Annotated in this window: 14 protein-coding genes and 1 pseudogene; 14 read left to right on the forward strand and 1 reads right to left on the reverse strand. The window is 34.7% G+C overall.

The window, feature by feature from the left end:
• Positions 1–14: 14 nt before the first annotated feature.
• From OCV53_RS10075 to OCV53_RS10110, 8 genes and pseudogenes are all read left to right on the forward strand, one after another.
• Entirely contained in the window at positions 15–1,520 is a 1,506-nt protein-coding gene (locus OCV53_RS10075) for a Na+/H+ antiporter NhaC family protein (RefSeq protein WP_055198064.1), read from the forward strand.
• Positions 1,521–1,555: 35 nt separating this feature from the next.
• Positions 1,556–1,741: pseudogene (locus OCV53_RS10080) on the forward strand (ATP-binding cassette domain-containing protein); the annotation flags it as partial.
• Positions 1,742–1,825: 84 nt separating this feature from the next.
• Entirely contained in the window at positions 1,826–2,713 is an 888-nt protein-coding gene (locus tag OCV53_RS10085) for a LysR family transcriptional regulator (RefSeq protein ID WP_055198068.1), read from the forward strand.
• A gap of 235 nt (positions 2,714–2,948) precedes the next feature.
• Positions 2,949–3,410, forward strand: coding sequence for a pyridoxal-phosphate dependent enzyme (locus tag OCV53_RS12565; RefSeq protein ID WP_055198070.1), 462 nt, complete (start codon positions 2,949–2,951; stop codon positions 3,408–3,410).
• Positions 3,368–3,835 carry a lanthionine synthetase LanC family protein gene (locus OCV53_RS10095; protein WP_055198072.1) on the forward strand — a complete coding sequence of 156 codons (468 nt, stop codon included), beginning with the start codon at positions 3,368–3,370 and terminating at the stop codon, positions 3,833–3,835. Before OCV53_RS12565 ends, OCV53_RS10095 begins: the two co-directional genes overlap by 43 nt.
• 71 nt (positions 3,836–3,906) lie before the next feature.
• Positions 3,907–5,163, forward strand: a complete 1,257-nt coding sequence (locus OCV53_RS10100; protein ID WP_055198074.1) for a zinc-binding dehydrogenase — start codon at positions 3,907–3,909, stop codon at positions 5,161–5,163.
• Between the two features lie 4 nt (positions 5,164–5,167).
• Positions 5,168–6,682, forward strand: coding sequence for a Y-family DNA polymerase (locus OCV53_RS10105; protein ID WP_055198076.1), 1,515 nt, complete (start codon positions 5,168–5,170; stop codon positions 6,680–6,682).
• Positions 6,679–6,852, forward strand: a complete 174-nt coding sequence (locus OCV53_RS10110; RefSeq protein WP_155492462.1) for a hypothetical protein — start codon at positions 6,679–6,681, stop codon at positions 6,850–6,852. Before OCV53_RS10105 ends, OCV53_RS10110 begins: the two co-directional genes overlap by 4 nt.
• A 67-nt stretch (positions 6,853–6,919) precedes the next feature.
• On the opposite strand, the gene OCV53_RS10115 is transcribed toward OCV53_RS10110, so the two are convergent.
• Positions 6,920–7,663: a peptidylprolyl isomerase gene (locus OCV53_RS10115; RefSeq protein ID WP_055198078.1), complete on the reverse strand. Its 744-nt coding sequence runs from the start codon at positions 7,661–7,663 to the stop codon at positions 6,920–6,922.
• Between the two features lie 133 nt (positions 7,664–7,796).
• On the opposite strand from OCV53_RS10115, the gene OCV53_RS10120 reads away from it, so the two are divergent.
• From OCV53_RS10120 to OCV53_RS10145, 6 genes are all read left to right on the forward strand, one after another.
• A complete protein-coding gene (locus OCV53_RS10120) occupies positions 7,797–8,063 on the forward strand; it encodes a nucleotidyl cyclase domain-containing protein (RefSeq protein ID WP_055198081.1) in 267 nt (88 codons plus the stop codon).
• Position 8,064: 1 nt separating this feature from the next.
• On the forward strand, positions 8,065–8,886 hold the full coding sequence (locus tag OCV53_RS10125; RefSeq protein ID WP_022374543.1) for a TrmH family RNA methyltransferase: 822 nt from the start codon (positions 8,065–8,067) through the stop codon (positions 8,884–8,886).
• Positions 8,887–8,927: 41 nt separating this feature from the next.
• Positions 8,928–9,824 carry a LysR family transcriptional regulator gene (locus tag OCV53_RS10130; RefSeq protein ID WP_022374542.1) on the forward strand — a complete coding sequence of 299 codons (897 nt, stop codon included), beginning with the start codon at positions 8,928–8,930 and terminating at the stop codon, positions 9,822–9,824.
• A gap of 272 nt (positions 9,825–10,096) precedes the next feature.
• Positions 10,097–11,212: an LCP family protein gene (locus OCV53_RS10135; RefSeq protein ID WP_055198082.1), complete on the forward strand. Its 1,116-nt coding sequence runs from the start codon at positions 10,097–10,099 to the stop codon at positions 11,210–11,212.
• A gap of 179 nt (positions 11,213–11,391) precedes the next feature.
• Positions 11,392–11,733, forward strand: coding sequence for a DUF6110 family protein (locus OCV53_RS10140; protein WP_055198084.1), 342 nt, complete (start codon positions 11,392–11,394; stop codon positions 11,731–11,733).
• A 69-nt stretch (positions 11,734–11,802) separates the two neighbouring features.
• Positions 11,803–13,893 (forward strand): heavy metal translocating P-type ATPase, encoded by a 2,091-nt coding sequence (locus OCV53_RS10145; protein WP_055198086.1) that lies wholly within the window; start codon positions 11,803–11,805, stop codon positions 13,891–13,893.
• Positions 13,894–13,983: the final 90 nt, after the last annotated feature.

A 13,983-nucleotide genomic window follows, 5' to 3' on the forward strand; every position in this document is an offset into this window, starting at 1 on the left:
AAAGGAGGATGCTTATGAAAGAAAAATCAATCCTATGGAGAATCTTTCATTATATGAATCCAAAAAGAATTGATCCAAAAATGGTAAAGCTATGGATTTTCTGGATCTTATTTAATATTATTTTATTTTTTATACCACACAGTGTTTCAAAAGAATCTATATGGATCCTTGTACCAATGGCAGGACTTTTCATTTATGCACTCGTAACAAAAGATGTGATGCAAAGTCTTTTGATGGGAACATTTTCAATGTACATTTTATGGTATAAATTTGGAAGTATCATAGCATTTTTTCGCGATTGTAAAGTTGTTCTGGCAGATGAAGAAAATATTGAAATGTACATGTCTTTCTTCCTTTGTGGTGGATTGATCATCGCAATGAAGAGAAGTGGAGCAACCAAAGCTTTTACTGAATTTGTAACGAGTAAATTTGGGGAAAATGAAAAAATGATTCTTGCAACGTCAGGTATTTATGCAGGAATCATGTCAATTGATGATTATGTATCTGCATTTACAGCGGGGGCGGCATTCTCTCCATTGATTGATAAGATCAAAAAGCCAAGACTTGCACTTGCATATGTAATAAGAACTCTAAGTATTTGTGTATCTGCAATGCTTCCAGTTGGAGCCTGGGGATATTTTATCATTTTTCAGATTGCTGATGCCAAGAATGTAGCCAACAAAGCTGCTGCAACCAGTCTTTTTATGAAATCTGTTCCATTTATGTTTTATGCTATTATTGCTTGCATTGTAGCACTCTTATTTGCATTTGGACTGCTGCCAAAGATTGGTCATATGAAAAAAGCATATGAAATGTCAGATCAGGGGAAACAGCTAGGAGAACTAACTGACGGATCTGAGGAAGAGGAAAATGATTTTGATGAAACAGATCTAAGAAAACAATATATCAGTGTTCTAAATTTGATCATTCCAATGATCACGATCGCGGTTGCATTGATCGCTACCGGCTTAAACTGCTTCCTGGCTTTTGGAATTACATTGATCGTTACTGCAGTCCTTTATATTTTACAAGGAATTATGACTATTAGTGAATATGTGCAATGTGTAGTTGATGGGTTTATCGATATGGTTGATATGGTCATCATTTTAATGATCGGCTATGCCATGCAGGAAGTTATGTATACCATGGGAATAGAAGGATTCGTTCAAAATGTATGCAATATGATTCCGATCATTCGACTGATTCCATTTGTTTTATTTGTATTCTTCAGCTTCACTGAATTTTTATATAGTTTAAATTATACTCTGTATCAGATAGAACTTCCTGTTATGATCGTTGTTTTAACAAGGCTAGGTGCGAACGTACCACTCTGTATCGGAGCGATCATATCTGCCGGATTATTTGGTGCAAATGCGTGTGTAGTTTCTGATCTTGGAATTGTGTCAGCACGTGCAAACAGAGTCACTATTTATGATCAATATGAAAGTTCTCTTCCATATGTATTGATTTCAGGAGTAATATCTGCAATTTTTTATCTGATCGCTGGATTTATTTTTTAATATGAAAATGTCAGGAGGAATTCATATATGGAGAAAAAACAACCATTTTGCGAATGTTAACAGGATTTGAAAAACCAAGTGAAGGACAGATCTTTTTTCAAGGAACTGATATTACTGATCTTCCACCAAATGAACGAAAGATCAATACGGTATTTCAAAAATATGCACTTTTTCCGCATTTGAATATTTATGACAATATTTCCTTTGGATTAAAAGAAAATTTCCAAAAAGAGGTTGACAGACGTTGGGGAAATCTGTTATATAAATGTGATAGATAAAATAATAAGAGTAAGGAAGTTTTATTTATGACCCTTTTAACCTACCAGGTATTCAAAACAATCGCAGATGTGGGAAGTTTCCATAAAGCAGCAGACATTCTAGGTTTAACGCCATCTGCAATCAGCCATGCCATCTCTTCGATGGAAAATGAATTAGGATTTTCAGTATTGACAAGAAGCAAAGCAGGTGTCAATCTGACAAATTATGGAGAACAACTATTACCATATGTAAATGCTGTATTAAACTGTGATGAAAGCTTAAAGCAGGAAATCGCAGAATTAAACGGATTAAAACAAGGAAAAGTAAAAATTGGAGTATTCTCCAGTGTATGTACCAGCTGGCTTCCAGAGATCCTACATTCTTTTAAGAAAGAATATACAGAAATTGAAATTGAAGTTTTTCAGGGAACATATGATGATGTAGCTTACTGGCTCAAAAATGGAGTCGTTGACCTTGGATTTTTATCCGTATCAAGTGCAAAGGATATTCCAATCGAGCCATTATATCGTGATGAATTATTATGCGTATTACCAAGTGGCGTAAAAGAAGATAAAAGTACAAGTTATATCAATATCGAAGAAATGAAGCACCATCAGTTCGTAACACAACGAGACAGTACCGATGCAGATATCCAGAATTTTTTAAAAGAGAATTCTCTGCAGGTACAGTCAAATTATCATGTGGTGGACGATTTATCAACGATCGCACTTGTTGAGAAAGGTTTTGGAATCTGTCTGATGCCAAAACTTGTGATGACAGATATTCCATATAAGGTAGACAGTTACTCGATCAAACCACATGCAAGCCGAATCATTGGACTAGCAACGATGAATCCAAATTTTATGGCACCTGCGGTCCGCATGATGTTTAATCATATTGTTGATAAATATCAGGAAGACGAATTTAAAAAATAATATTAAAACATGAATAGGACAATTCCTTTTATAGTTAAATGGATTTGTTCTGTTTTTTTATTGATAAGTAGTTTACAAGATATTTTATATAATTTTTCTATTATACAAAGTAAATATTATAGGTATAATCAATAGCCAGTCATAAAAAATATTAATTATCCGAAGTAAAAACTAGATGGTAATATTAAAATTATAGAAAACCTATTGCAATAGTAGGAAAAATAAGAACGTCGAAATGGTAATTGAAGAATTTAAAGGAAAAAGTGTGGTTGTTACTGGTGCAGCAGCTGGAATGGATTCCAATTTTGTTTTTGGAGAAACCACAGACATTAAAGAAGCTTTAAATCCAACAGGGAGTGTCAAAGACCGTGCTGCCTTAAATATGATTGAAAAGGCTGAAGCTGAAGGTAAATTAAAACCAGGAGGAACGATCGTTGAAAGTACCAGTGGAAATACTGGAATTTCTCTTGCAGCATTTGCAGCAGCGAAAGGTTATCATTTACATATCTTTATGGAACCAGGATGTATACCGGAACGAGTTCAGATATTAAAAGCATACGGGGTGACCGTTCAATATTATCAGGATATTCCAGGATTTAACGAGATCATTGCAAATTATGGATTTGATAAAGAACGTATCAGCAGCAGCGGTTCTTGCGGCAAAAATTTTATAGTGGAGTCGGTGGAATTGGATTAATCTTAAATGAAGTGTATCGTCTTTACCAGGACGAGAATGCAAAAGCAGGAGCAATGGAGATCCTTGATCATTATTTAGATACTTCTACAGAAGACAATGAAGAAATTTACTGGAGTAACAACAGTCCTGTCTTTTTTGATGGCGGAAATATCTTATATCTGCTAGATTGTTGCAATACCTATAAAGAATTATCCTCCAAACTAAATGAAATTATTGTAAAAGCAACGAATCATATTTTAAATCAGGCGATCGATCATAAGGATGGTGGATTAGAAATCGATCATCTTCATATCGATTTTAAACATAAAGAACCTAATTTTGAATTCGGAACTGCTGGTATGGTTGTGGCTTTGTTGCAGATATATTGTCTGGAGAAAAATAAAAATGGAATTGTTGGATTGATTGACGATCCTTATTATAAATGAAAATTTTTGCAGACCTTTATTCTTTGTGCTAGAATAAATTTATATGGATTTTATATTTTAGGAGGTAGCATATGAAAGTCAAAGGTGTAAGATTATATGCAAAAGACGATATTCGCCTGGAAGAATTTGAACTTCCAGAGATCAAGGATGATGAGATCCTTGTCAAAGTAATGAGTGATTCCATTTGCATGTCAACCTGGAAGATGGTAAAACAAGGAGCAAACCATAAGCGAGTTCCAGCAGATGTCGCAGAACATCCAGTTATCATTGGCCATGAATTTGCCGGAGATATCGTAAAAGTCGGTAAGAAATGGCAGGATAAATTCAAACCAGGTCAGAAGTTTGCACAGCAGCCAGCAATTCCGGGACAGGCTGAATCTCCGGGATATTCTTATACACAGTGTGGTGGTGCTGCAACTTATTGTATTTTCCCAAATGATATTATTGAAGTCGGATGTTTATGGACACATGATGGCGATTCTTATTTTGAATCTTCTGTTGCAGAACCAATGTGCTGCGTTATTTGTGGATATAAGACAAATTATCATGTGAAGGACCGTTATGAACATGTAATGGGAACTAAAAAAGGAGGAAGCATCGCAATTCTTGGTGGATGTGGTCCAATGGGATTAGGTGCCGTAAGTTATGCATTAGCTATTGAGAATAAACCAGCGAAAGTGATCGTTACAGATATCGATGATGCCAAATTAGAAAGAGCAAATCAGGTTATTTCCGTAGAAGAAGCTAAAGAAAAAGGCGTGGAATTAATCTATGTTAATACAGCTAAGATGAATAATCAGGTAGAAGAATTAAAAGCTTTATCTGTTGATGGTAAAGGTTTTGATGATGTCTTTGTTTATGTACCAGTCAGAGGAGTTGCTGAACTTGGAAATAAAATCTTAGCTTATGATGGATGTATGAATTTATTTGCAGGTCCTACAGATTCCAAATTCTCAGCTGATATGAATTTATATGACTGTCATTATAACGCAACAAAGATTCTTGGAAGTACTGGTGGAAATATTGATGATATGAAGGAAGCTATTGATCGTGCAGCAAGAAAAGAAATCAAACCTGCAGTAATGATCACTCATGTTGGAGGAATTGATTCTATCGTTGATACAACAAAAAATCTTCCAGACATTCCAGGTGGAAAGAAATTGACATACCTTCATATCAATATGCCAATGACAGCAATTTCTGATTTAAGAAGTCTTGCAAAAGATGATCCATTCTTTAACGATCTTGCTGATATTTGTGACAAGCATAACGGATTATGGAGTGCAGAAGCTGAAAAGGCTTTATTAACACACTATGGTGTAGAATAAACATATGAACAAATCCAGAACATATATTGCCATTGATCTAAAATCATTTTACGCTTCGGTTGAATGTGTAGAACGAGGACTGAATCCATTGACAACAAATCTGGTTGTAGCAGATGAGTCAAGAACGAGTAAGACTATCTGCCTGGCAGTCTCACCTTCTTTGAAGTCTTATGGAATTTCAGGGCGGGCGAGGCTGTTTGAAGTTATACAAAAGGTAAAGATGGCAAATGCTGATCGAAAAAGCCGGATTTACGGAGATTTTGATGGAGAATCTTATAATAAACCTAAATTAGATACAAATCCCAAAAAGGAAATAACTTATATTGTTGCACCGCCAAGAATGGCTCATTATATTTCTATGAGTAGAAAGATTTTCAGGTGTTATTTAAAATATATAGCACCAGATGATATTCACCCATATTCTATCGATGAAGTTTTCATTGATGCAACAGATTACCTCAAATTATATCAATTGAGTGCAAAAGAACTTGCTATGAAAATGATCAAGGCTATTCTTAAAGAAACAGGAATCACTGCAACTGCAGGAATCGGGACAAATCTTTATCTTTGTAAGATCGCAATGGATATTGTTGCCAAGCATACAATGCCAGATCAGAATGGTGTGCGTATTGCAAGCCTTGATGAACACTCTTATCGTGAACAGTTATGGGATCATCAACCGCTTACGGATTTTTGGAGAGTTGGGAAAGGTTATCAAAAGAAGTTAAATCAGATAGGAATTTTTACAATGGGGGATATTTCCAGATGTTCTATTGGAGAAGATACTTCATTTTATAATGAAGATCTTTTATATCGGACATTTGGAATCAATGCAGAACTATTAATCGACCATGCCTGGGGATATGAACCATGTACGATGAAGGATATCAAATCTTATGAACCAGAAACTAAAAGTATTGGAAGCGGTCAGGTTCTTTCTTGTGCGTATTCCTGTGAGAAAGCCAAACTGGTTTTAAAAGAGATGATCAACGAACTAGTCCTTGATCTTTTTGAAAAAATGGTTATGACCGATCAGATTGTGTTAACAGTTGAATATGATACAGAAAATCTTAAGAGCAATTATAAAGGTGAAATTTCTACAGATATGTATGGAAGAAAAATTCCAAAGCATGCACATGGAACAAGAAATCTTGAAGAATGGAGTGCATCTGGCAAAAAGATCATGAAAGCTGGACTAAGTTTATATGATGAGATCGTTGATCCGGTTTTAAGTATCCGTAAACTTTATGTGACAGCAAATCATATCATTTCAAATACAAAAGCAGAAGAAAAAAAGCAGTATCAACAGATATCCATGTTTGATCTTCTTCAAGCAGAAAATGAAGGTCAAGAGAAAGTTGATATAAAAAGAGATGATATCCGAGAAAAAAATCTTCAAAAAGCTGAACTTGAGATCAAGAAGCGATTTGGTAAAAATGCGATCATGAGAGGAATCAGCTTAGAAAAAGGTGCAACAGCGAAAGAACGCAACGATCAAATTGGAGGACATAAAGCATGAATAAATATGAAGATATGATTGATATGAAACGCCCAGTTTCCAAAAAACATCCACCTATGCCAATCAAAGATCGTGCAGCACAATTTGCTCCATTTGCAGCCTTATCCGGGCATAGAGAAGCTTTGGCTGAAGAAATAAAAAAATACGATGAAGACCTCGGCTATCAATAAAGAATCATAAAAAAGATGCATTCCTAAAAATGTTTACGGAATGCATCTTTTTTAATTATATAGAAATTTATTTTGTTACATATTTTTCTTTTAATTCGGCAACTTTATTTCCATATACGTCGTTGCGTTTTTGCTGAAGAATAATATTCTTGATTGTATCTGCAACATCTTCGTAAACAGAAGCCTGTGCATCTTTTTTATCTTCAACCTTAATGAGGTGGTATCCAAACTGAGTCTTGACAGGTCCTACAATATGTCCAATCTCTGCAGCGAAAGCGGCATCTTCAAATTCTTTGACCATCTGTCCTCTTGTGAAAGCACCAAGATCTCCTCCCTGCTGTTTGGATGGACATGTTGAGAATTCTTTTGCAGCATCTTCAAATGTAATTTCCTCAGCAACGATCTTCTCAAGAATTTCCTGACATTTGTCTTCTTCATCTACAAGAATATGTTTTGCATGAACTGTTTCTCCAGCCATAAACTGATTTTCATTTGCTTTATAATATTCTTTTGTCTCTTCCTCAGTAACAGCAATATCCTTCATTGCTTCTCCAACAGCCATCTGTGCAAGAATCTCTCTCTTTGCATGTGCCAGATTATCTTGGAAAGCATCTGTTTCTTCCAGTTGCATTTCTTCACCTAATTTAGCGAATAAATGAACCGTGATGATCTGTTCTAAACACTGATTTCTGAAATGTTCATTTGAAGCATAAGCTTGCTGTTCTTTTGGCAGAGCAGCGATTAATGCATCAACGTCTTTCTGTGTGATTTCTTCTCCGGCAATAACAGCCAGTACATTCTGGTTATCCATAATGATTTCTCCTTTAATCTTACTTGTGATTGAGGGGTTATTATATCATAAATCGTAAGTATTTGGTAGATTTAAGTAAAAAAATAAGATATAATAAAAAAATGAATTATAAAAAGAAACTGGTACGCAGCCTATGGAACAAATTATTAAATATGAATTAATTATTAACAAAGCACTGCGATCTGCATTAGAATATGATAAACTAGATGAACAGATTAATGAATTACAGCAGGTTGATATGGATATTATTGTTTTAAGACTTGGTGGTGCTTTTTCAAGAGAAGACGAAGCATTAACTTTTGATCAGTTGTATCGCAATGCTGATTCTGCCATGTATCATAGTAAAAAGATTCCTGGCTGTCATGCGACTATCTATAATGAAAAACTGGAGGTAAAATAAGATGTCGATCATACCGATTACCGATTTTGATGACCCACAATTAGATATTTATGCTCGTCGGTCTGAAGGACAACTGTTGCATTTTTATGAACCCAAAGAAGGTATTTTTATTGCTGAAAGTCCACGAGTAATACAGACAGCCTTTGATGAAGGATATGAACCAATCTCATTTCTTGTAGAAGAACGTCATGTTAAGACTCAGGCGAAACATATTTTAGAGCAGTACCCAGATATTCCTGCTTATACCGCCAGCTATGATGTATTGAAAAAACTGACAGGATTTGTCATGGCAAGAGGAATGCTTTGTGCTATGCATCGAAAGAAACTGCCTTCTCTTACTGATGTATGTAAAAATACAAATCGTATCGTTATTTTGGAGAATGTTATGAATCCAACGAATGTCGGGGCAATTTTTCGCAGTGCAGCAGCATTAAATATGGATGCCATACTGCTTACGAAAGGATGTTCTGATCCGTTGTACCGCAGATCTGTCCGGGTAAGTATGGGTACTGTATTTCAAATTCCATGGACTTTTGTTGATCACACAGTTTCATGGCCGGAAAATGGTATCAGACAATTAAAGGAACTTGGATATAAAACAGTTGCGATGGCTTTAACAGATCGTTCTGTAAGTATTGACAATCAAAAATTGATATCCGAAGATAAATTGGCTGTTGTACTTGGAACAGAAGGTGATGGTTTAAATGATGCCACGATATCATTATGTGATTATACAGCCAAAATCCCGATGGCACACGGTGTAGACTCTCTGAATGTTGCAGCTGCCAGTGCAGTAGCTTTTTGGCAGCTTTCTAAAAGATAAAATATTTTATATACGATATATAGAAGGAATTAAACAAAAATATGAACTCAAATTTTGAACATTATCGAATCTTTTATTATGTAGCGAAATACGAAAATCTTACAAAAGCAGCTTCTGCAATGCACACAAGCCAACCATCGGTAACAAGAACGATTCACAATCTTGAGAAGAATCTTGGCTGCCGTCTATTTGAGAGAAGTAAAACAGGAATGAAACTTACTCCAGAAGGTGAAGTATTTTATGAATATATTGCTGCAGGTTGTTCTCAGTTTTTTAAGGCAGAAAGTAATTTAAGCGATATGTTAAGCCTTGATAATGGAACAATTTATATCAGTGCTACAGAAACAGCCTTACATTGCTATTTATTTCAGGCAATGGAATCTTTTAATGCAAGATATCCTAATGTCCATTTTAAGATTTTAAATAATAGCACAAAGAAATCTATTCATATTGTCAAAGAGGGAAATGTTGATTTTGCAGTTGTCTCTGCACCATTTCATATAGAAAAACCTCTAAAAAAGCAAATATTAAGAGAATATCATGATATTTTAATTAGTGGAAAACGTTACAGCGAATTAAAAGGAAAACAATTATCTATTAATCAACTCTCAAAATATCCATGGATCAGCCTTACATCCGAAGCAATCACAAGGAAATTCCTAAATCAGTATTTCGAGAAAAATGGATTAAAATTTGAACCAGATATTGAACTTGCAACAACAGATATGATCTTGCCAGCAGTTCGGCATAATCTTGGAATCGGATTTATCCCACCGGAATTTGCTATTGATGATCTTGATTCGGAAGAAATCTTTGAGATTCATGTGCAAGAAACATTTCCAGAACGAAATATTACTTTGATTTATGATACAGAATATCCTCAAAGCATTGCCGCTAAAGAATTTTTGAAATTTTTAAGTGAAACAACCATCCTATAAAATAAAAAATCTCCAAAGATAGAATAAATTTCATCTTTGGAGATTTTTTAGAACAATATAAAAGTGTAAACTAGTTACCTTTATTTAGGATATTTTTATCATAACATGAACATAATTGTGCGTAAAATACATTTTTTACATCATATTCATAACAAATTGATATGGATAATCAAAAGATTTTCTTAAGGAGTAAAAAAATAAATTTTAATTATTTGATATTGTAAAAATATATGATAAAATACGGAGAGAGAAAATAAGGAGGGTATTTTATAATGTTTTCTAAAAAATTTACAGCGCTTACAAGCGTTTTTTTGATTTTTGCGATTGTAGTAGGCGGTATGCTTGGATTTTACGATGCCAGATTAGAAGCTGCAGTTACTCCAAAAAAGCAATCCATGGATAAGGTTAAGATTAAAAACAAAAAAGATCTGACATTTGATAAAGACGTTGTTAATATTTTGTTGGTCGGCTCTGATAATGGAGCTCAGGGATCTGAAGATGGTGATCATGGAAGATCTGACAGCATGATGGTTGCAACGATCAATTTTAAGACAAAAGAATTAAAATTAACATCTTTTCTCCGTGATATGTATGTTGAGATTCCGGGACACGGAAGAAACAAATTAAACGCAGCTTATGCATTTGGTGGAGAAGAACTTCTATATCAGACACTTGCCCAAAACTTTAATATTAAAATTGATAAATTCTGTATTGTGGATCTTTCTGCTTTTGAGAAAGTTATCAATCGCATTGGCGGTATTGAAATGACTCTTGAAAAAAGAGAAGCAGAATATCTTAATACAACCAACTATATTTCCAAGAAGAAATATCGTAATGTAAAACCTGGTAAGCAGACATTAAATGGATGTCAGGCATTGGGCTATGCAAGAGTCCGTCATGTATATTCTAAAAAATATGGAGATGAAGAATTCGGGAGAACTGGAAGACAACGTGCTGTTATGCAGGCAACTTTCCAGAAAATGTTAAAGCATAATCCTGCGGATCTTGTAACTATTGCTATTGATGCATTAGGCGATGTATCTACAGATATGGATTCTACTTATATTAAGAAACTTATTTTTTCCGTAGCCACTATGGGAACTACAGAGATTGATCAGCTTCGTGTGCCAATTGAGAATACTTATAAGACAGCCGTTGTCGGACATTACCCTCCTTGTGGTTTTGTATTTTTTGTAAACTTTAAAGCTAATCAGGAAGCATTAAAATACTTTATGTTTAATAAAGGAAAACGCCAAGATTTCGCGCAGAATTATGGTGGTGCAGATGCTGCAGAAACTTGCGGATATCCATCAAAATACGATTATAATCGTTCCAAAGGAGATTCTGGAAATATCTTTAATAGTTCCAATACAACAGAAGGTGAATAAAACAAACAAATTACTTATTGATAATTTTTCTCATTCTTTTCACTGCAATTAGCCTTGAGTAATTGATATTTGATGGTTTATAATGTACAAAGTTACCAAAGGAATAACATTTAAAATTATTCCTTTCGGATACAAGAAGTTAATGATAAATCATATAAATATTACAGGAGGATACAGACATGGATTTAACAAAAGTTTTATCAGTAGTAAAGAGCAAAAAGACAGGATTTTTTGCAGCAGGAGTTTTATTTGGTACAGCAGGTATTAAAGCATTATCAAGTAAAGATGCTAAAAAATTATATACAAATGCAACAGCTGCCGTTCTTCGTGCAAAAGAATGTGTTATGGATACAGTAACAACAGTTCAGGAAAATGCAGAAGATATTTATGAAGAAGCAAAGCAGATTAATGAAGACAGAGCTGCTGCAGAAGAAGAAATGGAAGCTTACGCTGAAGCTGATGATGATGAAGAAGCAACAGAAGAAGTTTCCGAAGATGCTTTTAAAGAAGTAGAAGAATAAGAAAAAATATTTAATACAAACACCTGCAGTTTATTTTCTGCAGGTGTTTTCAAAGAAGAAGGAGTTTATATGAAATTTACGATCAAACATGAGATCCGTGGCAGAATTCGTATCCATAACTGTCAGCGAACGATGAGTACTGATCAGGCAGATGAACTTCAATATTATCTGACAACAAAAGATTTTGTCACATCTGTCAAAATCTATGACCGCACGAACGATATTGTGATCTGTTATAATACAGATCGTGAAAAGATTCTTAACACTTTAAAAAAATTTTACCATGGAATCATTACTGTTCCAGATAATTATCAAGAAAGTCAGAGCAGACAGCTAAACCAGTCTTATTGGGATAAGATTACAAGTAAGGTACTCTTCCATTATGGAAGTAAATTGTTTTTCCCATATCCATTAAGAGCCGGTATCACAGCTGTCAAATCTGTAAAATACATATATGAAGGAATACATACACTTGCACAAGGAAAAATTGAAGTTCCAGTGCTTGATGGTACTGCGATTGGTGTATCTATGCTAAGAAGGGATATCAATACCGCATCCTCTATCATGTTCTTACTTGGAATCGGTGAAATTCTTGAAGAGTGGACACATAAGAAATCTGTCGATGATCTTGCCAAGAGTATGTCATTAAATGTTGGGAAAGTATGGAAAGTCGATGGCAATCATGAAGTTTTAGTATCTTCTAATGAAATTCAGACAAATGATATTGTTCATGTTCAGATGGGAAATATGATTCCTTTTGATGGTGTTATCATTGAAGGAGAAGCTATGGTCAATCAGGCATCTTTAACTGGAGAATCTATTCCTGTCCGTAAAACAATAGATGGATATGTTTATGCAGGAACAGTTCTTGAAGAAGGAGACTTAAAAGTCTGTGTTAAAGAAGCTAACGGATCAGGTAAATTTGATAAGATCGTTACAATGATCGAAGAATCTGAGAAATTAAAATCATCTTTAGAAAGTAAGGCAGAACATCTTGCAGATCGTCTGGTTCCTTATACATTAGTTGGAACTGCCCTCACATATTTGCTTACAAGAAATGTAACAAAAGCATTATCTGTATTGATGGTTGACTTTTCATGTGCCTTAAAACTGGCAATGCCAATTTCCGTTTTATCAGCAATCAAAGAGGCAAATGATCATAATATTGTTGTCAAAGGTGGAAAATACTTAGAGGCAACGGCAGAAGCTCAGACAATCGTATTTGATAAAACAGGTACTTTAACAAAAGCAGAGCCAACAGTTTTAGATATTGTTTCATTTAATGGTATGAAATGTCAGGAATTATTAAGAATTGCTGCATGCTTAGAAGAACATTTTCCTCATTCTATGGCCAAAGCTGTTGTTCAGGCAGCCAAAGATCGTAATCTTGTGCATGAAGAGTTGCATTCAAAAGTTGAATATATTGTAGCTCATGGAATTTCTTCTATGATCGAAGATAAGAAAGTCGTAATCGGAAGTTATCATTTTGTATTTGAGGATGAACAATGTACGATTCCAGAGGGAAAACAAGAATTATTTAACAGTCTTCCAGAAGATTGTTCTCATCTGTATATGGCGATTGAACATAAGCTTGCAGGTGTGATCTGCATTGAAGACCCACTGCGTGAAGAAGCAAAAGATGTCATTAAGGCTTTAAAAGAAGCTGGTATTTCCAAGGTTGTCATGATGACAGGAGATAGTGAACGAACAGCAAGAGTTATCGCAGAAAAAGTTGGTGTAGATGAATATCATGCCGAAGTACTTCCGGAAGAAAAAGCTGCATTTGTTGAAGCTGAAAAAGCTGCGGGAAGAAAAGTTATCATGATCGGTGATGGAATCAATGATTCTCCGGCACTATCTGCAGCAAATGTTGGAGTTGCGATCAGTGATGGAGCTGAAATTGCACGAGAGATTGCTGATGTAACGATTGAAGCTGATCATTTACATGGTTTAGTAGCATTAAAACATATCAGTAATAGTTTGATGCATCGTATTCACAATAATTACCGCTTTATTGTTGGATTTAACGCAGGACTTATTGGTGCTGGTGTTTTAGGAATCTTACAGCCAACAACATCTGCATTGTTACATAATACATCGACCCTTTGTATTGGGCTTAGAAGCATGAAAAATCTGCTTCCAGAAGAAGAAACTGAATAATATCTGGATTTTATCCCAAAAGCATTCACGCCCTGTATTATAAGCAGGAACTGAATGCTTTTTATTTTTGTTAGTTTATGATACTATAAA

It is taken from the genome of Anaerostipes amylophilus (assembly GCF_025567365.1).
Lineage (GTDB): Bacteria > Bacillota > Clostridia > Lachnospirales > Lachnospiraceae > Anaerostipes > Anaerostipes amylophilus.